At 61.8% G+C, this 24,211-nt stretch carries 22 protein-coding genes; 8 read left to right on the forward strand and 14 right to left on the reverse strand.

The features are described from left to right. The first annotated feature begins 76 nt into the window (after window positions 1–76). Entirely contained in the window at window positions 77–868 is a 792-nt protein-coding gene (locus tag BBX50_RS27155; RefSeq protein ID WP_065778394.1) for an NAD(P)H-dependent oxidoreductase, read from the forward strand. Between the two features lie 19 nt (window positions 869–887). Here the strand turns inward: BBX50_RS27155 and xdhC are convergent, their stop codons facing one another. The 4 genes from xdhC to uraH are packed head-to-tail and all read right to left on the reverse strand — an operon-like array spanning window position 888 to window position 5,982. Continuing rightward, on the reverse strand, window positions 888–1,757 hold the full coding sequence (gene xdhC / locus BBX50_RS27160; RefSeq protein WP_065778395.1) for a xanthine dehydrogenase accessory protein XdhC: 870 nt from the start codon (window positions 1,755–1,757) through the stop codon (window positions 888–890). 17 nt (window positions 1,758–1,774) lie between these two features. Continuing rightward, complete coding sequence (xdhB, locus tag BBX50_RS27165; protein ID WP_065778396.1) at window positions 1,775–4,114, reverse strand: xanthine dehydrogenase molybdopterin binding subunit; 2,340 nt, start codon at window positions 4,112–4,114, stop codon at window positions 1,775–1,777. 11 nt (window positions 4,115–4,125) lie between these two features. Further along, the gene (xdhA, locus tag BBX50_RS27170; RefSeq protein WP_065778397.1) at window positions 4,126–5,607 is read right to left on the reverse strand and encodes a xanthine dehydrogenase small subunit; all 1,482 of its coding nucleotides are present in this window, start codon (window positions 5,605–5,607) and stop codon (window positions 4,126–4,128) included. 3 nt (window positions 5,608–5,610) lie between these two features. Continuing rightward, window positions 5,611–5,982 carry a hydroxyisourate hydrolase gene (gene uraH, locus BBX50_RS27175; RefSeq protein WP_065778398.1) on the reverse strand — a complete coding sequence of 124 codons (372 nt, stop codon included), beginning with the start codon at window positions 5,980–5,982 and terminating at the stop codon, window positions 5,611–5,613. Between the two features lie 172 nt (window positions 5,983–6,154). Between uraH and puuE the strand changes: the two genes are divergently transcribed. From puuE to BBX50_RS27190, 3 genes are all read left to right on the forward strand, one after another. Beyond that, entirely contained in the window at window positions 6,155–7,570 is a 1,416-nt protein-coding gene (gene puuE, locus BBX50_RS27180; protein WP_065778399.1) for an allantoinase PuuE, read from the forward strand. A gap of 11 nt (window positions 7,571–7,581) precedes the next feature. Continuing rightward, on the forward strand, window positions 7,582–8,601 hold the full coding sequence (gene alc / locus BBX50_RS27185) for an allantoicase (RefSeq protein WP_065778400.1): 1,020 nt from the start codon (window positions 7,582–7,584) through the stop codon (window positions 8,599–8,601). Between the two features lie 69 nt (window positions 8,602–8,670). Further along, the gene (locus BBX50_RS27190) at window positions 8,671–9,156 is read left to right on the forward strand and encodes an ureidoglycolate lyase (protein WP_065778401.1); all 486 of its coding nucleotides are present in this window, start codon (window positions 8,671–8,673) and stop codon (window positions 9,154–9,156) included. An 87-nt stretch (window positions 9,157–9,243) separates the two neighbouring features. Here BBX50_RS27190 and BBX50_RS27195 read toward each other — a convergent pair whose 3' ends face one another. Then, window positions 9,244–10,092: a helix-turn-helix domain-containing protein gene (locus tag BBX50_RS27195; RefSeq protein ID WP_083213832.1), complete on the reverse strand. Its 849-nt coding sequence runs from the start codon at window positions 10,090–10,092 to the stop codon at window positions 9,244–9,246. A gap of 111 nt (window positions 10,093–10,203) precedes the next feature. Here BBX50_RS27195 and BBX50_RS27200 point away from each other — a divergent pair, with 111 nt between their 5' ends. Together BBX50_RS27200 and BBX50_RS27205 are read left to right on the forward strand one after the other, a co-directional pair. Then, a complete protein-coding gene (locus BBX50_RS27200; protein WP_139108255.1) occupies window positions 10,204–11,457 on the forward strand; it encodes a cytochrome P450 in 1,254 nt (417 codons plus the stop codon). Window positions 11,458–11,495: 38 nt separating this feature from the next. Further along, the gene (locus tag BBX50_RS27205; protein WP_065778403.1) at window positions 11,496–11,816 is read left to right on the forward strand and encodes a 2Fe-2S iron-sulfur cluster-binding protein; all 321 of its coding nucleotides are present in this window, start codon (window positions 11,496–11,498) and stop codon (window positions 11,814–11,816) included. Window positions 11,817–11,927: 111 nt separating this feature from the next. On the opposite strand, the gene BBX50_RS27210 is transcribed toward BBX50_RS27205, so the two are convergent. Next, window positions 11,928–13,220, reverse strand: coding sequence for an NCS2 family permease (locus BBX50_RS27210; protein WP_065778404.1), 1,293 nt, complete (start codon window positions 13,218–13,220; stop codon window positions 11,928–11,930). Window positions 13,221–13,651: 431 nt separating this feature from the next. On the opposite strand from BBX50_RS27210, the gene BBX50_RS27215 reads away from it, so the two are divergent. Beyond that, window positions 13,652–13,849, forward strand: coding sequence for a heavy-metal-associated domain-containing protein (locus BBX50_RS27215; RefSeq protein WP_065778405.1), 198 nt, complete (start codon window positions 13,652–13,654; stop codon window positions 13,847–13,849). 81 nt (window positions 13,850–13,930) lie between these two features. Here BBX50_RS27215 and BBX50_RS27220 read toward each other — a convergent pair whose 3' ends face one another. The 7 genes from BBX50_RS27220 to BBX50_RS27250 form a co-directional block, all read right to left on the reverse strand. Beyond that, window positions 13,931–15,601: a dihydroxyacetone kinase subunit DhaK gene (locus tag BBX50_RS27220; RefSeq protein WP_065778406.1), complete on the reverse strand. Its 1,671-nt coding sequence runs from the start codon at window positions 15,599–15,601 to the stop codon at window positions 13,931–13,933. A 10-nt stretch (window positions 15,602–15,611) separates the two neighbouring features. Then, on the reverse strand, window positions 15,612–16,607 hold the full coding sequence (locus BBX50_RS27225; protein ID WP_065778407.1) for an ABC transporter ATP-binding protein: 996 nt from the start codon (window positions 16,605–16,607) through the stop codon (window positions 15,612–15,614). Beyond that, a complete protein-coding gene (locus tag BBX50_RS27230; RefSeq protein ID WP_065778408.1) occupies window positions 16,600–17,697 on the reverse strand; it encodes an ABC transporter ATP-binding protein in 1,098 nt (365 codons plus the stop codon). Before BBX50_RS27230 ends, BBX50_RS27225 begins: the two co-directional genes overlap by 8 nt. Window positions 17,698–17,700: 3 nt before the next feature. Further along, a complete protein-coding gene (locus BBX50_RS27235; RefSeq protein ID WP_065778409.1) occupies window positions 17,701–17,889 on the reverse strand; it encodes a hypothetical protein in 189 nt (62 codons plus the stop codon). Then, window positions 17,886–18,827, reverse strand: a complete 942-nt coding sequence (locus BBX50_RS27240) for a carbohydrate ABC transporter permease (RefSeq protein WP_065778410.1) — start codon at window positions 18,825–18,827, stop codon at window positions 17,886–17,888. The genes BBX50_RS27235 and BBX50_RS27240 overlap by 4 nt, the downstream gene beginning before the upstream one ends. Continuing rightward, window positions 18,824–19,771: a sugar ABC transporter permease gene (locus BBX50_RS27245; RefSeq protein WP_065778411.1), complete on the reverse strand. Its 948-nt coding sequence runs from the start codon at window positions 19,769–19,771 to the stop codon at window positions 18,824–18,826. Before BBX50_RS27245 ends, BBX50_RS27240 begins: the two co-directional genes overlap by 4 nt. Window positions 19,772–19,875: 104 nt before the next feature. After that, a complete protein-coding gene (locus BBX50_RS27250) occupies window positions 19,876–21,210 on the reverse strand; it encodes an extracellular solute-binding protein (RefSeq protein ID WP_083213845.1) in 1,335 nt (444 codons plus the stop codon). Between the two features lie 256 nt (window positions 21,211–21,466). Between BBX50_RS27250 and BBX50_RS27255 the strand changes: the two genes are divergently transcribed. Continuing rightward, the gene (locus tag BBX50_RS27255) at window positions 21,467–22,489 is read left to right on the forward strand and encodes a LacI family DNA-binding transcriptional regulator (RefSeq protein ID WP_065778412.1); all 1,023 of its coding nucleotides are present in this window, start codon (window positions 21,467–21,469) and stop codon (window positions 22,487–22,489) included. A gap of 553 nt (window positions 22,490–23,042) precedes the next feature. Here BBX50_RS27255 and BBX50_RS27265 read toward each other — a convergent pair. Continuing rightward, window positions 23,043–24,056: a fatty acid desaturase gene (locus tag BBX50_RS27265; RefSeq protein WP_083213833.1), complete on the reverse strand. Its 1,014-nt coding sequence runs from the start codon at window positions 24,054–24,056 to the stop codon at window positions 23,043–23,045. Window positions 24,057–24,211: the final 155 nt, after the last annotated feature.

The following is a 24,211-nucleotide window of genomic DNA, read 5'->3' on the forward strand; positions in this document are numbered from 1 at the left end:
CATTTCTGATATCTACCGCATAGGCTTGTTGGGGTCTACTTGGAGTCTCAGTTGATGACACCAGGGAACACCGACCGTGAAAGTACTGCTTGTTTATGCTCACCCCGAACCCCGCTCGCTTAACGGCGCTCTGCGCGATGTCACCATCAAGGCGCTTGAGGCAGAGGGCCACGATGTGCGCGTTACCGACCTTTACGCCGAGGGATGGAAGTCGGAAATCGACCGGGCGGACTTCCCCGCCCTGGCCTCGGATACCCGGTTCAAGCCAAGCCGCGCCTCGAAGGATGCCTTTGCGACCGACACCCTGACCGCCGACGTCAAAGCCGAGCAGGAAAAGCTGCTTTGGGCCGATGCACTGATCCTGCAGTTTCCACTGTGGTGGTATTCGATGCCGGCGATCCTCAAAGGCTGGGTCGATCGCGTCTATGCCTATGGTTTCGCCTACGGCGTCGGCGAACACAGCGACAAGTATTGGGGCAAGCGCTTCGGCGAAGGCACGCTTGCAGGAAAGCGCGCCATGCTTGTGGTGACGACGGGCGGTTGGGAGGAGCACTATTCGTCGCGTGGGGTCAACGGGCCGATCGACGACCTGTTGTTCCCGATCAATCACGGCGTGCTCTATTATCCCGGCTACGACGTGCTTCCGCCTTTCGTCGCCTATCGCGTCGATGGCCTCGGCGAGGCCGGTTTCGAAGCAACCGCCGAGCGGCTCAGGGAAAGAATGCGCGCGCTTGCGACCACGACGCCCATTCCCTATCGCCGGCAGAATGGCGGCGACTACCTGATCCCCACCCTTGAATTGCGCCCGGATCTCGAGACCGCAGACGCACGCGGCTTTGCGCTTCACCTGAACGGCGCGACGCAATAGGGCGACGGCGCCTTAACCGCTAGCGCGCAAGCTTGGCAACAGCAGGCCGGCGCACGGTATCGGATTGTGCCGGTTGACGGAAATTCAGCGCCGCCGCCATGACTTCGGCGGCGGCAAGTGCTGCAATGACCGCCGGCCGCTTGTCCTTCACGGTCGTGCCGCCGATTGGGCAGATGAGCCGGTCGAAGAGCTCCGGTCGGCCGATCTCGCGCGACAGCCAGTTCTTGAAGGTGGCACGTTTCGTCTTCGAGCCAATCATGCCGACATAGGAAGCGTCATCACGGAGAAGCGCCTCTGCCGCAATTAAAAAGTCGAGCGCATGGTCGTGCGTCAGGATGACGAAGGCACTGCCGGGAGGCGCGTCGCGAACGACCGCTTCCGGCATCGCCGTCAGGCAGGTCTCGATGCCGGGAATGTCGGCAACGGCGGAAAGCTCGTTTTCGCGGGTATCGACCAGCACGGTGCGCACCGGCACCAGCGACAAGGCCATGGCGAGCGCATCGCCGACATGGCCGGCACCGAAGACATAAACATGTGGCCGGCTGGCGATTTCCAGGTCGCTGCGTTCAATCAGCATAGCGGCTTTCTCCCGATCGATGCGTGTGAAGGCGAGCGCCACGCGCCCGCCGCAACACTGGCCGATCTCAGGCCCGAGCGGGATCGTCATTGCCTCCAGCGCGTCGCCGCGCTTCAGCGCCCGCCGGCCATGGTCGATCGCCATGTATTCGAGTTGCCCACCACCGATCGTACCGAACAGGCTATCGGTCGCGACGAGCATCCAGGCATCGGTGTCGCGCGGCGTAGAGCCGGCCGCACCCGTCACTTCCACGAGCACGCAATCCGGCTCGCGTCGGAGAAAGTCCCTGATATCCTCGCGGCTCGTTACCATGACCGATCAGCCCTTCCTCACCCTTTCTGCCGTGCAGCCGCCCTGAGCCGCTCGATCGCCATCAGCACCCGTTCCGGCGTTGCCGGTGCATCGAGGCGCGGTGCTATACGATACTCCGCAACGCTCGCCGCCGCCATGGATAGCGCCTCAAGAACCGAAATGCCGAGCATGAACGGCGGTTCGCCCACCGCCTTGGAACGCCGGATGGTTTCCTCGCGGTTGACCGACCATTCGGCAAGGCGGGTGTTGAAGACGCGCGGCCGATCCGACGCGAGCGGGATCTTGTAGGTCGAGGGCGCGTGCGTGCGCAGCCGGCCCTTCGCGTCCCACCAGAGTTCCTCCGTCGTCAGCCAGCCCATGCCCTGAACGAAAGCACCTTCCACCTGACCGAGGTCGAGCGCCGGGTTCAACGAGCGGCCGACATCGTGCAGGATGTCGGTGCGATCGACCTGGTACTCGCCGGTCAGCGTATCAACGCTGACTTCGGAGCACGAGGCGCCATAGGCATAGTAGAAAAAGGGACGGCCGCGACCTTCTGCGCGGTTCCAGTGGATCTTCGGCGTCTTGTAGAACCCGGCCGCCGAAAGCTGGATGCGGGCGCCATAGGCGATCTTGATGAACTCGTTGAAGCTCAAACGTTCGGCACCGATCCGCACGGTGTTCGGCTCGAACGCAACGTCAGCCTCGGCAACGTTCCACCGCTCGGCGGCAAAGCGCACGAGCCGCGCCTTGATCTGCTGGGCGGCGTTGGCGGCCGCCATGCCGTTGAGGTCCGAGCCGGACGAGGCTGCGGTCGCCGAGGTGTTCGGCACCTTGCCGGTCGTCGTCGCCGTTACCTTGATCCGGTCGAGATTGACCTGGAACTCGTCGGCCACCACCTGGGCGACCTTGGTATAGAGCCCCTGCCCCATCTCGGTGCCGCCGTGGTTCAGATGGATGGAGCCATCCGTATAGACGTGCACCAGGGCGCCCGCCTGGTTGTATTCGGTCTTGGTGAAGGAGATGCCGAACTTCACCGGTGTCAACGCGATGCCGCGCTTGACCACGTTGTTCTCGCGGTTAAACGCGATCACCGCCTCGCGGCGCTTGGCATAATCCGCCGAGGTTTCCAGTTCCTCGATGATCCGGCCGATGATGTTGTCTTCCACGGTCTGGTGATAGGGCGTGAGATTCCGCCCCTCGCCGCCGTAAAAATTCAGCTTGCGGATTTCGAGCGGATCCTTGCCGACCGCATAGGCGATCTCCTCGATCATGCGCTCGCCGCCGACCATGCCCTGCGGCCCGCCGAAACCGCGAAACGCGGTGTTGGAGACGGTGTTGGTCTTCAGCGGACGCGAGCGCAGGCGCACGTTCGGATAGAAGTAACAATTGTCGGCGTGGAACAGCGCGCGGTCGGTGACCGGGCCGGAAAGGTCGGCCGAATAGCCGCAGCGTGCCGAAAAGACGGCGTCCACCGCCTCAATGCGCCCCTCGTCGTCGAAGCCGAGCTTGTAGTCGACGTGGAAGTCGTGACGCTTGCCGGTCGCGCTCATGTCGTCGTCGCGATCGGGCCGGACCTTGACCGGGCAGCGGTATTTCTTGGCGGCAACCGCCGCGACGGCTGCGAAGATGTTCGCCTGCGTTTCCTTGCCGCCGAAGCCGCCGCCCATGCGGCGCACGTTGACGGTGACCGCATTCGAGGGCACGCCGAGCACGGTCGCGACCATGTGCTGGGTTTCACTCGGATGCTGGGTCGAGGAATAGACAAGAACTTCATCGTCCTCGCCGGGGATGGCAAACGAGATCTGACCTTCGAGATAGAAGTGGTCCTGGCCGCCGATCCGCATCTCACCCTGGAGAATGTTCTTCGCCTTGGCAAACCCGGCTTCAATGTCGCCGCGCTCGAGCTTCAGGGGATCGATCACCAGCGGATAATTGGCGGCCGCCGCTTCGAGCACATCGGTCACATGCGGCAGTTCGCGATACTCGATCTTGACCTTGGCCGCCGCACGCCGGGCCGCCTCACGCGAGGTGGCGATAACCGCGAAGATCGGCTGGCCGTGGAACTCCACTTTGTCAGTGACGAAGATCGGCTCGTCGTGCTTGTGGGCCGGGCTGATGTCGTTTTCGCCGGGGATGTCGGCCGCGGTCAGGACGCCGATAACGCCTTCGCTGCTCGATACGGCCTCGAAGTCGATCGACAGGATCTCGGCATGCGCCCGCTGCGACAGGCCGAGATAGCCATGCAGCGTGCCTTGGGGTTCCGGAATGTCGTCGATGTATTCAGCGGTTCCCGACACATGCTTGTGGCCGGATTCGTGCCGTTCCTTTTCATGCACGGCGCCGCGGATGCGGTCGATGGGCTGCATCACGTTCATGGCTTCCTCCCTTAAACCGCGACAGCAATGGTGCGATCGAGGCGGAGCTGGCCGCCACTCGACTGCGTTTCGAGATAGAAGCGACGAAGCAGGTTCTTCGCCACCAGCTGGCGATACTCCGCCGAAGCTCGCCAGTCGGTGAGCGGCGTGAAGTCCTGATCGAATGCCGCGACCGCCCGCTCGATCGTCTCCTCGTTCCACTCGGCCCCTTTAAGCGCCGCCTCGACGTTGGAGGCGCGCTTCGGCGTGCCAGCCATACCGCCGAAGGCGATCACAGCGTCGGTCACCCGGCCGGCGTCGAAGGCGACATTGAAGCCACCGCAGACGGCGGTGATGTCCTCGTCGAGCCGCTTCGTCACCTTGTAGACGGCAAGGCGGGCATTGTCGGAGACGAAGGGGATGCGCACGCTTTCCACGAACTCACCGGGCTCGCGGTCCTGCTTGCCATAGGCGATGAAGAAATCCTCGAGCACCACCGTGCGCCGGCGCGCGCCCTTGCGCAGCGTGATCGAGGCGCCAAGTGCGATCAGTGCCGGCGGCGTGTCGCCGATCGGCGAGCCATTGGCGATGTTGCCGCCGACGGTGCCCATGTTGCGGACCTGCTGGCCACCGATGCGGTCCCAGAGTTCCGTCAGTTCCGGGAAATGCTCGACGATGACGGGATAGGCATCGGCATAGCTGACGCCGGCTCCAAGAGTGACGCCATCCGCATCGACCGTGATCCGCCGCAGCTCTTCGAGATGGGTCAGGTGAATGACCGGCGAGATGTCGCGCATGAACTTCGTCACCCAGAGCCCGACATCGGTCGAGCCGGCGACGATCGTCGCCTTCGGATTGGCTTCGAACACGGCGGCGAAATCGTCGACTGAGCCTGGAAGAATGAAGCGCTCCGCATCCGAGCCGATCTCGACGCGGCGGCCGTCCTGGAGAGCGACCAGTTCGCCCGCGATCCGGCCGCGCTCCGCGACCAGCGGATCCTTGCCGACATCGCCGATCGTCGAGATCGCCTCGGCGGCGCGGATGATCGCGGCATAGCCGGTGCAGCGACAAAGATTGCCCTGCAGCGCCTTCTCGATCTCGGCAATCGACGGCTTCGGGTTTTCCATCCAGAGGCCATAGAGCGACATCACGAAGCCCGGGGTGCAGAAACCGCACTGCGAGGCGTGCGTGTCGACCATCGCCTGCTGCACCGGGTGCAGCGGACCGGCCGGCTGCGCCAGCGAATCCACCGTCACGATATGACAGCCGTCAAGCGAGCCGACGAAGCGGATACAGGCGTTGACCGATTCATACTTGAGCTTGCCGTCGACCAACCGGCCGACGAGCACCGTACAGGCTCCACAGTCGCCTTCGGCGCAGCCTTCCTTGGTGCCCTTCAGATTGCGGTCAATGCGCAGGAAATCGAGCAGGGTCTGGACCGGCGAAACGTCCGAGAGCTCAACCAGGCGATGGTTCAGGATGAAGCGAATGGTATTGCGGATCTGGATGGTCATTGCTCAGCTCCCGCGGTAGGTGGAATAGCCATAGGGCGAGAGAAGCAGCGGCACGTGATAGTGCGCGCCCTGGTTATCGATGCCGAAGCGGATCGGGATGACGTCGAGGAACGGGTTCTCACCGCGCTTGGCCGCGCCGCCGAGATAGTCGCCGGCATGGAACTGCAGCTCATAGGTGCCGGTCTGCATGCGCTCGCCGCTCAATAGTGGCTCGTCGCAGCGGCCGTCGTCGTTGGTCCTGACGGATTTGATATGCGTCTGGCGATCGCCATCGACCCGGAAGAGTTCGATGCGCAGCCCCTCGGCCGGCTTGCCGCTTGCCGTATCCAGCACGTGCGTCGTCAGGCGACCGGCGTTTCCACCATGAGATTGCATTCTTTTCACTCCTCCCGAAGTCAGCTTTCCACCTCGCAGTATTCCGGCAAAAGCGCTTGCCGGGTAGCGAGCGGATCATTCGAGACTTTCAAAATTTTTGGGGGGAATGGCTCGAAGCAAATGCCGGTAGAAATTGGATGCAGAGACGAAAATGTCTGGAGGAGCTGCTTTGATGAGATACCCCCGCGATCTTCACGGCCACGGCCCGAACTTCAAGATCACATGGCCCGACGGCGCGCGGATCGCCGTGCAATTCGTCATCAACTACGAGGAAGGCGGCGAGAACTGCGTGCTCCATGGCGACGCGGCCTCCGAAGCGTTCCTGTCGGAAATCGTCGGTGCGCAGGCCTGGCAGGGCCAGCGCCACTGGAACATGGAATCGATCTACGAATATGGCGCCCGCGCCGGTTTCTGGCGGCTGCACCGCATGTTCACCGAGCGCGGTGTGCCGGCAACCGTCTATGGTGTCGCCACTGCGCTGAAGCGCTCGCCGGAGCAGGTCGCCGCCATGCAGGATGCCGGCTGGGAAATCGCCTCGCACGGCCTCAAATGGATCGAGCACAAGGACTTTTCCCCGGAGCGCGAGCGCCAGGAGATCGCCGAGGCGATCCGGCTGCACACAATTGTCACCGGCGAGCGGCCGCGCGGCTGGTACACGGGACGCTGTTCCGACAACACGCTCGATCTCGTCACGGAAGCCGGTGGCTTCGACTATGTTTCCGATGCCTATGCCGACGATCTGCCCTATTGGCATGAACACGCCGGGCGCCATCAGCTGGTCATCCCCTATACGCTCGACAGCAACGACATGCGCTTCGCCACGCCGCAGGGCTTCAACAGCGGCGACCAGTTCTTCAGTTACCTCAAGGACAGCTTCGACGTGCTCTATGCCGAAGGTACAGCCGGCGCGCCGAAGATGCTGAGCATCGGGCTGCATTGCCGCCTCGTCGGCCGCCCCGGCCGCGCCGCAGCGCTGGCGCGTTTCCTCGACTATGTGCAGAGCCATGAAAAGGTCTGGCTCGCAAAGCGCGTCGACATTGCTCGCTACTGGACAGAGACCTATCCCTTCAAGGCCTGGGACGATCGTCCGTCGCGGCTTTCCGAAGAAGCCTTCGTCGCCAAATTCGGCGGCGTCTTCGAACATTCGAAGTGGATCGCCAAGCGCGCCTTCCAGGGCGAGCTTTCGCCCGCCAACGACACGGCAATCGGACTTGCCGCCGCACTTTCCGCCGTCTTCCGCGAAGCCTCGGCCGAGGAGCGGCTTGCCGTTCTGATCGCCCACCCGGATCTTGCCGGCAAGCTCGCACAGGCAAAACGCCTTACCGAAAGCTCGACCAACGAGCAGGCCGGTGCCGGCCTCGATGCGCTGACCGACGCCGAGCGCGAGCGCTTCACCACGCTCAACGCGACCTACGTCGAGAAATTCGCCTTCCCGTTCATCATGGCGGTCAAGGGGCGCTCCAAGGACGAGATCCTTGCGGCCTTCGAAAACCGTGTTGGCAACGATCGCGACACGGAATTCGAGACCGCATGTCGGCAGGTCGAGCGGATCGCCTATCTGCGCCTCAAGGACATGCTTCCGAGCTGAGGACCGTTGCGATGACGACCGCCGGCATGAGCCTGCCCGCATTCGCGCTGAACGCGATCAACCTTGCCTCCGCCGGTCTCGGCGCGCGGCCGGTCTTCGCTACCGACGAGTTCTTCGCGCCGCTCGAGCGTATGCTGCAGGACGCGCCGCCGGTCTATCATCCCGGCGTCTATGACGAGAACGGCAAGTGGATGGACGGCTGGGAGACGCGGCGTCGCCGCGGCCCCGGCAACGATCATGCGATCATTGCGCTTGCCGCCAACGGGCGCATCACCGGCTTCGAGGTCGACACCGCGCATTTCACCGGCAACTATCCGACCGCCTGCGCCATCGATGCCTGCCTGGCGCCTGATGGACCGAATGAGCGCACGGTCTGGACGGAACTCGTCTGTGCGCGGCCGCTCGGGCCGAGCGCCCAGCATTATTTCGAGGCCAGGTCAGACGCGATCTGGAGCCATGTCCGCCTCCGCATCTACCCGGATGGCGGCATCGCACGCCTGCGGGTCTACGGCGCGCCGGCGCTTGATCATGCGGCCACCCGCGACGCGGTCATCGACCTCGCGTCATCTCTCTTGGGTGGGCGCATCATCGCTTACTCGAACGGGCACTACGGCCACCAGCGGCTGCTTGCGCCCGGACGCGGCATCAACATGGGCGACGGCTGGGAGACGCGCCGGCGGCGCGAGCCCGGAAACGACTGGATCGTCGTGAAACTTGCCGCCCGCGGCGAGATCGAACGGCTCGTCGTCGATACCGCCCATTTCAAGGGCAACTATCCCGATGCCTGTTCGTTGCAGGCGGCCGACCTGGGCGAAGCCGCCTGCGAACTTGCGACCTCGATTACCGCGTCCTCGATGTTCTGGCGCGAGGTCCTGCCGCAGCAGAAGCTTCAGGCCGACAGCATTCATGCTTATGGAGCGAGCGAACTCGCGGGCTTCGGACCCGCAACCCATGTGCGTTTCAACATCTTTCCCGACGGCGGCGTCAGCCGGCTGCGTGTCTTCGGGCGTATTGCGAAAGCCGGCATCTAGATCAATTCGCCGAGGAGGCGAAACGATCGAACTTTAAAGCCCGATCAATATTGGACGGAGGAGCGTCACATGAAGGAGATCGTCATACAGCCACTGACCCGGGAGGCCTTTGCGCCCTTCGGAGACGTGATTGAAACCGAGAATGCCCACAACTTCCCCATCAACGGTGGAAACGCAACCCGCTTTCATGATCTCGCCAAGATCGATACGACGGGCGAAAAGGCCCGGCCGATGATCAGCCTGGTGCGCGGCGTACCCTATCCGCTGCCGCTGAAGCTCACGATGGTCGAGCGTCATCCGCTCGGCAGCCAGGCCTTCATCCCCTTGAGCGACAATCCGTTTCTGATCGTCGTCTCGCGGGAAACCGATGAAGGCCCGAGCGAACCGATCGCCTTCAAGACCACGCCGGGCCAGGGCGTCAACATCGCCCGCAATGTCTGGCACGGCATTCTGACGCCACTGGACGACGTCTCGGACTTTGCGGTGGTCGACCGCGGTGGCGAAGGTGTGAACCTCGAAGAGCATTTCTTCAAGGAGCCGTTCCTGATCGTGTGAATGAACGCATGACCCGGTCGTCCGGTCGGGTTCATCGGTGCGCCAGGGCCTCGCTGGCCGCCGAAATCGGACGATACGACTGCGGCCTCAGTACCCGCCGTCGCGCCGGAATTTTGTCGGCGTATATCCCGTTACCCGCCGGAAATCGCGGGAGAAGTGATAGGGATCCGGATAGCCGCAGACGGCGGCCACCGCCGACACCTTGGCGTCGGGGGCGACCAGCAAACGTTTTGCCTGGTTGATGCGCTCATGGCGCAGCCAATCCATCGGCGTCGTGCCCACCATATCGCGAAAGCGGCGAAAAAGCTGCGACGGGCTGAGCCGCGCACACGCCGCGAGATCATCGATCGTCCAGGCGCGGGCGAGATCGTCGCGCATCGCTGAAAGAACCAACAGCAAGCGGTCTTCGCCCAAATCATCCTGTGCTGCCGCCTTGCCGATCAGCCGTGGCGCGATCATGTCCGCGATCAGCCCGGAGATCGCCGCACTCGCCAAGGCATCGGTTGCGGGTGAGCGTTCCGCCAGATAGCCGCTCACCGCTTCGAAGGCGCCCTGCGCTATCCCTGGTTCTCTCGGCACAAACAGCGGCGACTGTTGAACGCCGAGAAACTGGTAGAGCGCATCAAGCCCGTGCCCCTCGATCCCCATCCAGAGATAGCGCCAGGTTTCGCTGTCAGGCGCACAACTGTGCGCATAGGCCTGGGCGGTATCAAGCCAGACGACGCTGCCAATTTCAGCCAGGAAGCGTTGTCCGCGCACCTCGATCAACCCACGGCCGCCGATCGTATAGACGAAGACATGCTGGTGGAAGCGCTTGCGGATCGGCGCTTCGTCAGGACGGGCCGTCCGGCTTCCGGCGACCAGCGCCAGATAGGGAAACGCATCGGCAAACTTCGCCGGTGTGTGGAAATGGATTTCTTCGTTTTCAGACAGCATCGTCGTTTCTGACAGTCGATGAGAGTTTTGTCCATCAACTTGCGACAGGGCGCCATTCCCAGAGATACTGCAGCGACGCTATCATGCAGCTTTATGCACGGAGTGTTGCCCATGACCGAAGCCGCGCCGAACGGCGAAGCCGCGAAGCTGATCTTCGCGCCGCTGTCTCCGGATTTCGCCCGCGATCCCTACCCAACCTACCGCGCCCTGCGCGAAAAGGAAGGGCTGCATTACTTCGCGGACTTCGATATCTGGCTCGCCTCGCGCTTCGAGGACGTGTCGGCAATCGTCATGGACAAGCGCATGGTGCGTTCGCTGGAGGACATCGCGACGGCCGAAGAGCTTGCGAAACTGCAGCGTGCGGCCAACTGGCACGACATGCCGCACCACGAGCGCTTCGTTCAGTTCAGCCTGCTCGACAGCGACGGGGCGGTGCACGACCGGCTGCGCAAGCAGGTGTTCAAGCTGTTTACGCCGGCCATGATCGCCAAGCTGCGCGACCAGATCCAGGTCTATGTCGACCGGCTGATCGACGGCCTTGCCGATCGTGGCGAGATCGATTTCGTCGATGACCTCGCCGCCCACGTTCCCGGCCACATCATCGGCCGCCTGCTCGGCGTTCCGGACGAGGACTGTCCGCAGCTGCGCATCTGGTCGGAAAACATCGTGCAGTTCTTCGACGTCGACCGCTCGGATGCGCGCAAGAAGATCGCCGAGACCAACACGACCGAATTCTACGAATATCTGACGGCGCTGAAGGCCGAGCGTGAGCGGGCGCCGAAGGATGACCTCATCTCGGTGCTGATCGAGGCTGAACGCGCCGGTGCTATGAACTTCGACGAGTTCATCTCGACCTGCATGCTGATCCTGATGGCCGGTCACGGCTCGACGATCGACGTGCTCGGCAGCGGCATGCATGCGCTGTTGCGCTTCCCCGAACAGATGGCGCGACTGCGCAGCGAGCCCGGCCTCATCCAGACGGGGGTGCAGGAGATGTTCCGCTACGAGTCGCCGCTTCCCTTCTTCCACCGCCATTGCGCCGAGGACGTCGAAATCTGCGGCCGGCGCTTCGAGCGCGGCACCAAGTTCGGCCTGCTCTACGGCGCGGCCAACCGCGACCCCAAGCAGTTCGACAAAGCCGACACCTTCGATATCGGCCGTACGCCCAATCGGCACCTGGCCTTCGGCGGCGGCGTGCACTTCTGTCTCGGCAACCATCTGGCACGCCTGGATATGGACATCATCTTCAGCACACTGCTGCGCCGCTTCCCGACGATCGAACTCGTCGACCAGGCGCCGGAGTACAAGCGTGGGCTGTCCGTCCGTGGTCCCAAGCGGCTGACGATCGCCATCCGGCCGGCCTGATCCGCACCGAAACCGAAATTCTAATCCGGAGAATACCCATGCCCAAAATCGTCTTCATCGATGCGGACGGCAAGACGAAGGAAGTGCAGGCGGAGGTTGGCCAGTCGCTGATGTCGGCGGCCGTGCAGAACGGCATCGACGCCATCGCTGCCGAATGCGGCGGCTCCTGCGCCTGCGGCACCTGCCACTGTTACATCAACGGCGAATGGGCAGGGCGCTTGCCGGCACCCGATTTTCAGGAGCAGGACATGATCGAGTGCGTCGTCAATCCGAACGAGCGCAGCCGCCTGAGCTGTCAGATCATGGTCTCGGCCGAGCTCGATGGCCTCGTCGTGCACCTGCCGGCCGGGCAATACTGAGCCCATCCAGGCCGGACACGAAAAAGGCCGGAGCGACATTTCGTCGTTCCGGCCAGCACTTACGGGGAAGTTCTGATTGGCCGAGGCGAAGACGCCTCGGCCAAATTTCGTCTACTCGGCAAAGAACGCGAAGCGCACGATGAACAGTGCCGCAACGATCTGGGTGGCCGGGTGGATGACACTCCACTTGCCGGTGCAGACCTTCAAGACGACATAGCTCACAAAGCCGAAGGCGAGACCATTGGCGATCGAGTAGGTGAAGGGCATGGCAAGCGCGGTGAGTGCTGCCGGGGCCGCTTCCGTCAGATCGTCCCAGTCGACTTCGGTCAGTTCGCGCATCATCAGGCCGGCGACGTAGAGCAGAGCCGGTGCCGTCGCATAGGACGGAACGGCCGCTGCCAGCGGCGAGAAAAACAGCGCAGCCAGGAACAGAACACAGACCGTGAGTGCGGTCAGACCCGTGCGGCCGCCAGCCTGAACGCCCGAGGCGCTTTCGACATAGGCGGTCGTGCTGCTGGTGCCGATCAGCGAGCCGGCGACGATCGCGGTGCTGTCGGCGAGAAGCGCGCGGCCGAGACGGTTCGGCTTGCCTTCTTCCACCAGCTTGGCGCGCTTGGCGACACCGATCAGCGTACCGGTGGCGTCGAAGACTTCGACGAGTACGAAGACGAGGATCACATGAACCAAGCCGCCATGCAGTGCGCCCATGATGTCGAGCTGCAGGAAGGTCGGCGCAATGCTCGGCGGAGCCGAAACGATGCCCTTGAATTCGCTGACGCCGAGGATCATCGACAGGACCGTGACGACGAGAATGCCGATCAGGATCGAGCCGCGGACCTTCAATGCGTCAAGTACCGCGATGACGAAGAAGCCGAGAATGGCGAGCAGGGGGCCGGTCTGCTTGAGGTCACCGAGACCGACGAGCGTTGCCGGGTTGTCGACGACGATGCCGGCGTTTTTCAGCGCGATGATGCCGAGGAAGAGGCCGATACCGGTGGCGATCGCGCTTCGAAGCGAGTGCGGAATGCCGGCGATCAGCCAGCTTCTGACCCCGGTCACGGTCAGGATCAGGAAGATTACGCCCGAGATGAAGACAGCACCCAGCGCCTGTTGCCAGGTAAAGCCCAGCGCCGCGACGACGGTGAAGGCGAAGAAGGCGTTAAGGCCCATGCCCGGCGCCATGCCGATCGGCCAATTGGCGACGAGCGCCATGATTGCTGAGCCGAGGGCCGCAGCGATACAGGTTGCGACGAAGACGGCATCCCTATCCATGCCCGTGCTCGACAGGATGTCGGGGTTGACGAAGATGATGTAGGACATCGTCAGGAATGTCGTAATACCGGCAATCACCTCGGTGCGCGCCGTCGTCTGATGCTCTTTCAGCTTGAATAGTCGTTCAAACATCTTTCCTCCCTTGGCGGCGTCACCACGACGCAGCCGAACGACAGTGAGCGGGAAACCGTCTCCTCCAGTTCCCGACCAGTGCATTTCGAACGCCCGGAGGCTTCCGGGGCGATCGTTCCACAGAACCGCTTGAGGCTCCGTGCCGGCTGGCGATCGTCCGCCCTCTTTCAGACGACGCGAATGCCTTTTGCACAGCCTTGGGATTGTGCGTCTTCCAGCGCCGGTCCGCTAGCCGTCCATTCCCGGGATCGATGAGGAAAGACTTTCAAATTTTTCGGAGCATTTGGCGGCGCTGAAATCGTGCCGTCGCGTCTTCTTCCACCTTGCGAAGGGCCTCAAAGAACCCTCGAAAAATATGTTGAAAGCCCCTCTTGACCTTCCAACGGTGGGAAACGCCATGTTTCTCTCACAACGAAACGAAGGAGACAAGCATGCAGAACTACAAGATCGACAACATGACCTGCGGCCACTGCGCCGGCGTCGTCCAGAAGGCGATCCTGAGCGTCGACCCGCAGGCGACGATCAAGGTCGATCTCGGCAACCGGGAAGTCAGCGTCGAGACCGCCGCAGCCGCCGGTCCGATCGCCGAAGCCCTGAAGGCGGCCGGCTATGAGAGCCGCTCCCTCTGAGAGGCAACCGCATTTTGCCATCCCCCACGTAAAACGCACCGGCTATCCGGGGCGTTTTATTTTCCGGCAAGCAGCAAAGCGTCAGCCGGCCGTTGCGGTCTCCGGCCGAACCGCATTGAATGCCGGGCGTCGGGCCAGATGCTCGAACAGAAGAGCGACAGCCTCGGCACCCGGATCGATGTGCCCCTCGAGTTGCTTGGCATTGATATAGGCGGCCCGCCCCGCCTTCGCCCGCACGAGCGTCGCCGTCAGGTTGGCGCCGGCGCGGGCCGCCTCGGCCGCCGCAGTCATGCTTGCGTCGAGTGCATCCAGCGCCGGTGCGAGAGCGTCGACCATGGTGCGGTCGCCGATCTGCGCGCCACCGATTTCCTGCATGCGTGCGAGACCTGCCTTCAGCGCTTCTCCGATGGAGAGCCCGCTTGACGCACCGTCTCCGGCTGCCGCGAAAAAGATCGCGAGAAGCACGCCGGAAGAACCGCCCATGGTCTGGCTCAATTCCTGTCCGATCGCGCGGAAGAGCTGCGTATGGTCCGAAAGAGGCAAACGGTCCATAGCGTCAATCAGAGCCCGTGCTGCGCCTGCCAGCGTCGATCCGGTGTCTCCGTCCCCGGATTTGGCGTCGAGCGCGTTCAACTCCTTCTCCGCACCGATCAGGAGATTGCAGCAGGCAAGCAGAAACTGCTTCGTCGGCTCATGCCGCGAGGGCAACGGAGCGATCGGGGTCAAGCCATCGGGAAGGGCCAGGACCGATACGGGCTTGATCTCCGTCATTCCCGGCCAGGCCGGAAGCGCAACAGGGGAGGACAAAAGTTCCAACTCGACCTTGTCGGCCGCATAGACGGATATCGAGAAACCGCGCATGTCGAGCGATGTCATCATCGCAGCTGGTCCGACCAGATGCGCGATCCTGTCGCCGATGGCGGAAAGGGCCAGCTCATGCGCGAGAACCGACATCTCCAGGATCGAGGTGCCGCCCAGATTGTTGACAAGCGCGACATGCGGCCTGTCGGCCATCGCTGCCTTCAGCCGCTCGACCATGGCGGCAACGGCATGTCGTGCGTCAGAGTATTCGATCTGCTCGACGCCTGCCTCGCCATGGATTCCAAGGCCGAGTTCGGCATGTCCTTCCGGAATTCGATGCTCTTTCGGAGAGCCCGGCACCGTGCAGGTATCGAGCGACATGCCGATCGTCCTCGTGCCGGATATGACCTTGCGTGCCGCACTGGCGATTGCATCAAGATCTGCGCCGCGCTGAGCCAGCGCCCCGGCAATCTTGTGCACGAACAGTGTGCCGGCAACGCCGCGCGGCTGTGGAAGGTCGGGCAAGGCAATGTCGTCGTCGACGATGACCATGCTCACATTGAGGCCATAGGCCCGCGCGCGCTCTGCTGCGAGGCCGAAATTCAACCGGTCGCCCGTGTAGTTCTTAACGATCAGCAGGCAGCCGGCCGGTCCCGTGACGGCCAGAATGCCAGCGAGGATCGCATCGACGCTCGGTGATGCGAAGACGTCGCCGCAGATGGCCGCAGTCAGCATGCCCTTGCCGACGAAACCGATATGCGCGGGCTCGTGCCCCGACCCGCCACCGGAAACCAGGGCAACCTTGCCCTGATCCTTGTCCCAATCGGAACGTAGCACCACCCGGATATGTGGATAGCCATCGAGGCGACTGAGCGCGCCACCGGATGCGGCGAGAACCCCATCGACCGCTTCCGTCACCGCATTTTCCTTGCGGTTGATGAATTGACTCATATTCGCCTCCTTAAACGATACGCATTCCGGCCGCGTCGAAGAACAGCGGCTTGCTTGGCTGAATCTTGATTGTCTCACCGCCCCGGAACCCGGTGTGGGGGTCCGTGACCGTTATGAGATCGTGGTGCTTGAACGAGAGGTGGAGACGCGTCTGGTCCCCGAGATGCTCGACACGCGTGACGAGGGCATCCTCGCCGCTTCCCTGAACGATATGCTCAGGGCGCAGACCAATCGACTTCGCCTTCGCTGGGGCACCCGGGAACAGGTCGGCCGGCAGGACATTGATGCGCGGTTGGCCGAGACGGCTCGCGGCATAGACACTTACCGGTGTTTCGTAGATTTCTCTCGGCGAACCGAACTGCACAAGTCTGCCCTCTTCCAGCACGCCGATATGCGTCGCCATGGTCATCGCTTCAATCTGGTCGTGCGTGACGTAGAGCAGCGTTGCCCCGGACTTCGCCTGGATATTCTTCAGTTCGACGCGCAGATCCGCCCGCAGCTTCGCGTCGAGTGAACTCAGCGGCTCATCCATGAGGTATATCTGCGGGTTGCGCACCAGCGCCCGCCCGATCGACACGCGCTGCATCTCCCCACCAGACAAGGCGGTCGCCTTGTTGTCCAGCTTGTGCGAGATCTGTAAGACTTCCGCGATCGCGTTCACCTTTTCGTCGATCGTCTTCTGCGGCGTCTTCAACAGCGGAGATTTCAGCGGAAACTCCAGGTTCTGCCGCACGGACAGATGCGGATAGAGCGAGTATTGCTGGAACACCATCGCAACATTGCGCTGCGCCGGCGTCAGCCCGTGCATGGACAGCCCGCCAATAAAGATCTCGCCACTATCGGGCGTATCCAGGCCTGAGACCATGCGCAGCGTCGTCGTTTTTCCGGCCCCCGTCGGCCCCAGAAGCACAACGAACGACCCGTTCGGGATCGTCATCGAGACATCGTCGAGCGCACGCTGAGCGCCGAACGTCTTCGTCACATTTTGCAAGATGACTTCAGCCACGGCGCAAGACTCCCTCATTGGCTTCGGAGACAAGAGCACGGCCCGTCTCCGCGTTGAAGAGCGTCAGCGTTCGCGCATCAAAATCGAGACCGATGAGTTCGTCGGCACGGGCAGCCTGGCTCGATGGCGTGCGCGCCTTGAGCTCGCCATTGGGCGTATCGAGCGTGACGATCTGCGTCGTACCGAGATATTCGACGGCGATGACGCGACCCCGATAGGCGGAATCATCGACGAACCGGATGTGCTCCGGCCTGACACCAAGGGTCAGCGAGCCGGCCCGGCCCTCGCGCGAAGCCGGCACCTTCACCTTCTTGCCGGAGAGATCGATGCTGTCGCCACCAACGCCGATCATGCCGTCAAACTCCAGAAAGTTCATGGGCGGGGATCCGATGAACTTGGCGACGAACTTCGTCGCCGGCCAGTCATAGATCTGCTGCGGCCGGCCGAACTGTTCTGTGACGCCGTGGTTCATGACAACGATCTTGTCGCCCATCTGCATCGCTTCCAGCTGGTCGTGGGTGACGTAGACGGTGGTGGCGCCCATGCGATCATGCAGCGCACGCAGTTCGCCCGCCATATGTTCGCGAAACTCCGCGTCGAGCGCGCCGAGCGGCTCGTCCATGAAGAAGGCCTTCGGGTTCCTGACGATCGCGCGGCCAAGGGCAACCCGCTGACGGTCGCCGCCGGAGAGCCCCCCGACCGGCTTGTCGAGAATACCTTCGATCCTCAGGATCTTTGCAACCTCGGCGACGCGCGTGGCTACCTCTGCCTTCTTCATTCCCTGGCTGACGAGCGGGTAGGAGATGTTCTTGCGCACATTCATGTGCGGATAGAGGGCAAACATCTGGAAGACGAAGGCGATATCCCGCTCGCTCGCCCTTTTCATGCCGACTTCTTCGCCACCGATATAAATCCGTCCGCTCGTCGGCAGTTCGAGCCCCGCCATCATGCGCAAGGTCGTCGTCTTGCCGCAGCCGGATGGACCGAGCAGCATGAAGAACTCACCGTCTTCCACGGTGAAGGTCGAAGACTGGACGGCGGTAAACGCCCCGAATTCCTTGCGCACATTCTCAATTCTGATCTGTGCCATCGGTTACTCCGGAAAATGGCTGACGATGATGAACATCACGGTTCCGGTCAGCGTCACAAGAAACGAGAAAGAGTAGAGCGTCAGCGACAGCGGCTGCATCAGCATCAGCACGCCGAGCGCGATGAGGACCGAAGCCACCATCTCCCACGCGCCGCGCCGAAGGCGCAGCAACTGGTTGAGGAAAGCTGTCATTTTCGAACCGCTCCAAAGGTGATGCCGCGCAACAGGTGCTTGCGAAGAAGGATCGTGAACACCATCACGGGGACAAGGAAGAGGGTTGCGCCGGCGGCCACGGCCGGCCAGTCCTGGCCACCGACGCCGATGATCGTCGGGATGAAGGGCGGCGCGGTCTGTGCCGTACCAGACGTCAGCAGCACGGCGAAGGCGTACTCGTTCCAGGCAAAGATCAGGCAGAAGATAGCCGTGGACGCGATGCCCGTCGCCGCCTGGGGCAGCACCACTTTGTAGAAGGCCTGGAAGCGGGTGTAGCCGTCGATCAGCGCTGCCTCTTCATATTCGATCGGGATTTCGTCAATGAAACCCTTGAGCAGCCAGACGGACAGCGACAGGTTCACCGCCGTATAAAGCAGGATCATGCCGGCATGGGTGTCATTCAGCCCGAGCGAACGGAACATCAGGAAGATCGGGATCGCAACGGCGATCGGCGGCATCATCCGGGTCGAGAGAATGAAGAACAGCAGGTCGTCCTTAAGCGGCACCTTGAAGCGAGAGAAGGCATAGGCCGCCGCCGTCCCGAGCACGATGCACAGCACCGTCGACCCGAATCCGATGATGACCGAATTATAGAAGCGCTCGGTGAACCGTGACGGCCCGGCGATGATCAGTCCATCCTTGCGCACGAGCCGATCGTACCAGGTCGTCGGCTCGCCCATCTGCTTCAGTTGCTCTTCCGTGACCCGCGTACGCGTGGTGAACAGGTTCACATAGCCCTCGAGCGTTGGCTGGAAGAACGTCTTTGGCGGATAGGCAATGGCATCCGAGGGGGATTTGAAGCTCGTGCCGATGATCCAAAGGAGGGGCAGAATGGTGATGACGGCATAGAGCACGACGAGGGTGCCTGCGAACCACTTCTGCCGTGCGGATGGCTCCGTTACGGAATAGCTGCTCATCTCTGTTTCACCTTGTTGAGCGCTTTGACATAGATCGACGCAAGGCCGAAGACGGTGACGAAGAGGATCACGGCATAGGCGGAAGCGTATCCGGTGCGCCATTTCTCGAAGGCTTCACGCTTAAGGTTGATCGACGTCAGTTCGGTGATCGAGCCCGGCCCGCCGCCCGTCAGTTGCACGACAAGGTCGAACATCTTGAAGTTCTCGATGCCGCGGAAAAGGATGGCGAGCATCAGGAAAGGCAGCACCATCGGGATGGTGATCGTCCAGAATTGCCGCCAGTTGCTGGCGCGGTCGCATTCCGCCGCCTCGTAGATGCTGTTTGGAATGGAGCGCAGGCCGGCCAGGCAGATGAGCATCACGAAAGGCGTCCACATCCAGGTATCGACGATGATGATGGCCCAGGGCGCAAGCGAGGTGTCGCCGATCATCGAGAAGCTGGAAGGATCCGCTCCGGTCAAAAATCCGACTGCATAATTGAAGAGGCCGATCTGCGGCTGGTAGAGGAAGGTCCAGAAGTTGCCGACGACAGCGGGGCTCAGCATCATCGGCAGCACGATGAGGGTCGTCCACAGGTCGTTGCCGCGGAACTTCTTGTTGATGAGATAGGCGAGAGAAAAGCCAATCAGCACCTGAAGGACAATCGTCCAGATCAGGAAATGGGCCGTGGCCTGCATCGTCAGCCAGATGTCTTCATCGGTCAGGATATTCAAGTAGTTGCGGAGACCGACAAACTGAACAGGCTCGTTCGGTCGGTTGACGCGGAAGTTGGTGAAGCTTAGCCGGATCGTCCAGATCAGCGGAAATATGTTGATGGCGAGCAAGAGCACGATGGATGGAGCCACGAAAATCCAGGCGATTGCGCGGTCCGACAGGCCTCTGATCCGTTGCGCAACCGCCGGCGGCGTCGCGTGCGCGACGCGATCGATCGAAGAATGGAGCATGCTATTCCCCTAAGGCATTGAGACGATGGCGTGCAGGGCCGGTACCGGTTACACGACCGGCCCTGCACGGACGCTGTCCGCCGGGAGGCGGCGGCCTGTTTGCGTCAGTACTTGCCTTCGTCCTCGAAGATGTCCTTCCAGTCCTCCGCCAGACCATCGAGCGCATCCTGGGCCGTACCCTGTTTCGCCACGACATAGTCGTGGAAGCGCTTTTGGGAAGCCTGAAGCAGGGACGCATAGGAGGGTTCGGCCCAGAAGTCCTTCACGATCGCCATCGAATCGAGGAAGGTCTGCGCATAGGGCTGGCTCGTGGCGAAGCCCGGATCTTCGACGACCGAGCGCAACGCCGAGTAGCCGCCAAGCGACCACCATTTCTTCTGGATTTCAGGCTGCGCAAACCACTTGATGTAGTCGAGCGCTTCCTTTTGCTTGTCGGATGCAGCGACAACCGAGATCCCCTGCCCGCCGAGCTGGGCGAACTGGATGCCGGTCGGGCCGGCCGGGTTCGGGAAATAGCCGGACTTGTCGCCTCCGACATTGGCATCGACGTGGATTCCGGGCCATGTGAAGGCAAAGTTCATCTGCAGCGCCACCTGGCCGGATTTGTAGGCGTCGATGTCCTCCGACATGTAGGCGTCGGAATGCCCTGGAGGCGTGCAGCAGTCATAGAGCGCCTTGTAGAACTCCAGCCCTTTTACCGCGTCGGCCGAATTGACGAAGCCGTCGAGCTCGTAGGCCTTCTTCGGATTGCCATACTCGAAGCCGAAGCTGTAGAGCACATCCATGGCGCCCATGGTGATGCCTTCCGACCCACGCTCCGTGTAGATGGCCGCACCATAGACGGTCTTGCCGTCGATCTGGCGCTTCTGGAAGAATTCGGCGATGTCCTTGAGTTCGGCAAAGGTTTTCGGCACGGCCAGGTCACGGCCGTACTTCTGCTTGAATTCCGCCTGGAGCTCGGGACGAGAGAACCAATCCTTGCGGTAGGTCCAGCCGACCACGTCGCCAAAGGCCGGCAATGCCCAATAGTTCGGCGTGTTCTTCGGCCACTCCGCATAGCCGACGACGGTTGCGGGAATGAAGTCGCTCATCTTGATCCCTTCCTTGTCGAAGAAATCATTGAGCTTGATGTACTGGCCGTTCTCGGCGGCACCGCCGATCCACTGGCTGTCGCCAATCATGAGATCGCACAGCTTTCCACCGGAATTCAGTTCGTTCAGCATCCGGTCGGCAAAGTTCGGCCACGGCACGAACTCGAACTTCATCGTGTTGCCGCTCTTGGTCTCGAAATCCTTGCTCAGCTCAACCAGTGCATTGGCCGGATCCCAGGCCGCCCAGCAAAGGGTCAGCTCGGCCGCCTCGGCATGCGTGCCAGCAGCGCCCGAAATAGCAAAATACGCTCCGATCACAACTGTGGAGCTCAATAGCATCTGCTTCATCATTGGGTTCTCCTCCCCTTGTACCTTCCGACCTCCATCAGAAGGAAAACGCCCGAGCCGGGCGGTTGGCGTACCGAAATCCTCTTGGCACCAGCGGTGCGCGCGGCTGCACTCGGAGCCCGCGTCTTATCGCCTAACAATTCATACTGAGGTGCGCACCTCAGTGCAAGCGATTTTTGAGGTGCGCACATCAATTGTTGATTTTGGAACGGTTTTGATGGAGTAGATTGCAGGATGATTACTTCTGGAGTTCCGTATGCGGCCAACAGCCAAAGATCTTGCTGAGGCGGCGGGGTTAAGCCTCGCAACCGTGGACCGCGTCCTGAACGATCGGCCGAACGTGAGCCAGAAGGCGGTTCGAAAAGTCAATGAAACCATTGAAAAAATTGGATTTATCCGCAATCCTGCGGCGGTTAGCCTTGCTCGAAACAAGAGCTACCGGTTCCGCTTCCTTCTCCCGACTACCGGTGACCTCTACCTGGCGGAACTGATCCATCGGGTGGAAGATGCGAGGGCGGTCATGAAAGGCGACCTTATCGACCTCGACGTCGTCCAGATTCCCGTCGACGATCCACACAAGGTTGCGAAGTACTTGTCCGAAGTAGACGAGAACGAGTTCGACGGGATTGCGTTGATGGCGCCGGAATCGCCGCAGGTCCGCGACGCGATCGGCCGCCTCATCGAGCGTGGCATCAAGTTCGTGCAATTTCTTTCCGGACAGGAAAAGCTTCCGACCGCTGACTTCGTCGGCGTCGACAATTTCGCCGCCGGGGCGACCGCCGCCAAAATAGTCGGTCGATTCGTCGGCGGGAAAGCGGGAAAAGTACTGATCGTGGCCGAGACGATGCAGTCCTTGGACAGTATCCAACGCCGCTTCGGTTTCGACAACGTCATCAATTCGCAATTTCCTCATCTCCAGTGTCTTCCCTCGGTCGAGACTTATGGCGATGAACGCAGGGCTGCGCAGATCCTCAGGAGAATCCTGGAAAGAAATCAGGATGTTGTCTCGATCTATGTTTTGAGTTCGGAGGCACGGATTCCTTTGGAGGGGGCCGCGGCATACACGGATCTGCGACCACTCACGGTGGTCGTCCACGAACGCACGCCGTTCAGTGAAAGCGGTTTGCGCGACGAGCACATCGATGCGGTGATTGCCCAGGACCCAGGACATGCAGTGCGAAGCGCGATACGCATCATGCGCGCACGCGCCGACGCACGAGAACCCCACGCCGGACAGGACAAAATCCGCATCGAAGTCCTTCTCAAGGAGAACCTCTGAACCGCGCCCCTCCTGAAAAGCCGGCTGCAAATGCCTTGAGGTCCGCCGGCCAAGCCCGCCGAAGGATTGCCCGGCAGCGCGCGCCTATCCATCGGCCACCCCTCCGGACCACGCTTGCGCATCATGCGCAGGAATTGCCGACGCGGTGCCAAAGCCACTTCGAATGTCGCTTGAGACGGCTGGGATTGGTGAAATAGCCTCGCTTGTGTGGGTCAGTTTCGGCGACTAGGCGCGGACCTTTGTACGCTGCGCGTTCGATGCTTTTGGTGATTGCCGGCTCGCACTGCCACTATAGTCTGCCAACATCTGCATCGCCTTCCCGATTCCGATGGTACTGTTCGGGTCGACGTCATTCGCAAGGCACCATTCCTCATGCTCTTGTCTAATGGCGTCCATGTCGGCGGTAGAGAATGTGCCCGGCATTTTCGGCCTCCCCTTCGAGTTCACACGCAAGGGAAACTACCACAACGGCAAAACGAGAGGCCCCGCACAACTGTGGGGTTTGGGAAACAGGAGCCCTTTTTCGTTCACGAGCCTGTGACGCCGAGGTCGACTACTCTGCGATTGCGCACCGTGGCCGCATGGTTTTCTCCTCGGCCCTGACGGTTGGAACTGCAGCTCGAGCTGGCTGTCGATGTCGGGGGTGGCGCGGGTCGTCATGTGGCTTGAAGAGGTAACGCCGCGCGACATCCAGGTAGCCATCATAGATCAGGCCACCATTGATCGAAAGCAGAGAACTCCTGTGTTTGCGATAGAGCAGCGGGACCCGGTACCACGGCAGACCCGGACGCTGATGGTGCAGCACATGCAGATTGTTGTAGAGAAACAGCAAGCCGAAAACGATGCTGTTTTCGACGATGGCGGTGCGTTCATCGTGATTGTCGGCGTAGCGGTGCTCCGCATAGGAACGCAATCTGGTTAGCGCCGCCCCGACATAGACAAAGCCGAGAAGATAGAGCCAGACCGGCATGGCGCAAACGCCAATGACCCAGACCAAGACGGCGGCAACGCCGAGCGCGTGAGTGATCCAGAGGGTCGCCCGGGCGCGATCGCCGTTTTTGAGCATCGCCGCCTCCTGCACCAGAAAGCTGACGATCATCACCAGGGGGCCAAGCGTCAACCGGCCGAAGAGGGTGGTGTTCCAGGCCGCAAGGGCGCGGCCAAGGCGGCCCATCCGATCCCAGGCGGCTTGTGTGAAGTAGGAGGACTCCGGGTCTTCGACCGGATCAGTCAGGTGCTCGTCGCGGTGATGCGTCAGGTGACCTTCACGATAGATCGCATAGGGCAACCAGAGCGACAACGGCGGCCAGCCGATCGCATCGTTGATGAAACGGTTTCTGGTGGGATGACCGTGAATGACCTCATGCTGGAGAGAGCCGTGCCATGCGGTCAGCCAGCCGCCAAGGCCGACAACGACCACTATCGGAAGCGATTGCCAGAACCAGGTGAGTGCCAAGAAGCCGCCATAGATGACGATGGCAAGCGTCAGGGTCTGCCATTCGATGCCAGCGATCACGGAGAGAGCTGATTGCGGAGGGAGAGCGTCGGATGACGGTCGATTGGACATGAGGCGAATTCCGGGTGGCGAAAAAGCATTAGATTTCAAGCGCCAATATAGAGGCACGCTGCCTCGGGCCGCGCCGTATGACTTTGCAAGAAAGACCCGATGAACGGAAAACTGGTCGTGTTGGCGAGCATCAACGGAGAATATTTATTCTATGT

Source organism: Ensifer sp. LC11, from assembly GCF_001695835.1.
GTDB lineage: Bacteria > Pseudomonadota > Alphaproteobacteria > Rhizobiales > Rhizobiaceae > Ensifer.

Bases quoted from the DNA above. Each gene is read 5' to 3' on its own strand.
- BBX50_RS27205 (WP_065778403.1), top strand. From the start codon at position 11,496: ATGCCCAAAATCGTCTTCATCGATGCGGACGGCAAGACGAAGGAAGTG.
- BBX50_RS27190 (WP_065778401.1), top strand. From the start codon at position 8,671: ATGAAGGAGATCGTCATACAGCCACTGACCCGGGAGGCCTTTGCGCCC.
- BBX50_RS27210 (WP_065778404.1), bottom strand. From the start codon at position 13,220: ATGTTTGAACGACTATTCAAGCTGAAAGAGCATCAGACGACGGCGCGC.
- xdhA (WP_065778397.1), bottom strand. From the start codon at position 5,607: ATGACCATCCAGATCCGCAATACCATTCGCTTCATCCTGAACCATCGC.
- BBX50_RS27250 (WP_083213845.1), bottom strand. From the start codon at position 21,210: ATGAAGCAGATGCTATTGAGCTCCACAGTTGTGATCGGAGCGTATTTT.
- BBX50_RS27200 (WP_139108255.1), top strand. From the start codon at position 10,204: ATGACCGAAGCCGCGCCGAACGGCGAAGCCGCGAAGCTGATCTTCGCG.
- BBX50_RS27195 (WP_083213832.1), bottom strand. From the start codon at position 10,092: ATGCTGTCTGAAAACGAAGAAATCCATTTCCACACACCGGCGAAGTTT.
- xdhC (WP_065778395.1), bottom strand. From the start codon at position 1,757: ATGGTAACGAGCCGCGAGGATATCAGGGACTTTCTCCGACGCGAGCCG.
- uraH (WP_065778398.1), bottom strand. From the start codon at position 5,982: ATGCAATCTCATGGTGGAAACGCCGGTCGCCTGACGACGCACGTGCTG.
- BBX50_RS27240 (WP_065778410.1), bottom strand. From the start codon at position 18,827: ATGAGCAGCTATTCCGTAACGGAGCCATCCGCACGGCAGAAGTGGTTC.
- puuE (WP_065778399.1), top strand. From the start codon at position 6,155: ATGAGATACCCCCGCGATCTTCACGGCCACGGCCCGAACTTCAAGATC.
- BBX50_RS27215 (WP_065778405.1), top strand. From the start codon at position 13,652: ATGCAGAACTACAAGATCGACAACATGACCTGCGGCCACTGCGCCGGC.
- BBX50_RS27235 (WP_065778409.1), bottom strand. From the start codon at position 17,889: ATGACAGCTTTCCTCAACCAGTTGCTGCGCCTTCGGCGCGGCGCGTGG.
- BBX50_RS27255 (WP_065778412.1), top strand. From the start codon at position 21,467: ATGCGGCCAACAGCCAAAGATCTTGCTGAGGCGGCGGGGTTAAGCCTC.
- alc (WP_065778400.1), top strand. From the start codon at position 7,582: ATGACGACCGCCGGCATGAGCCTGCCCGCATTCGCGCTGAACGCGATC.
- xdhB (WP_065778396.1), bottom strand. From the start codon at position 4,114: ATGAACGTGATGCAGCCCATCGACCGCATCCGCGGCGCCGTGCATGAA.
- BBX50_RS27265 (WP_083213833.1), bottom strand. From the start codon at position 24,056: ATGTCCAATCGACCGTCATCCGACGCTCTCCCTCCGCAATCAGCTCTC.
- BBX50_RS27230 (WP_065778408.1), bottom strand. From the start codon at position 17,697: ATGGCACAGATCAGAATTGAGAATGTGCGCAAGGAATTCGGGGCGTTT.
- BBX50_RS27245 (WP_065778411.1), bottom strand. From the start codon at position 19,771: ATGCTCCATTCTTCGATCGATCGCGTCGCGCACGCGACGCCGCCGGCG.
- BBX50_RS27220 (WP_065778406.1), bottom strand. From the start codon at position 15,601: ATGAGTCAATTCATCAACCGCAAGGAAAATGCGGTGACGGAAGCGGTC.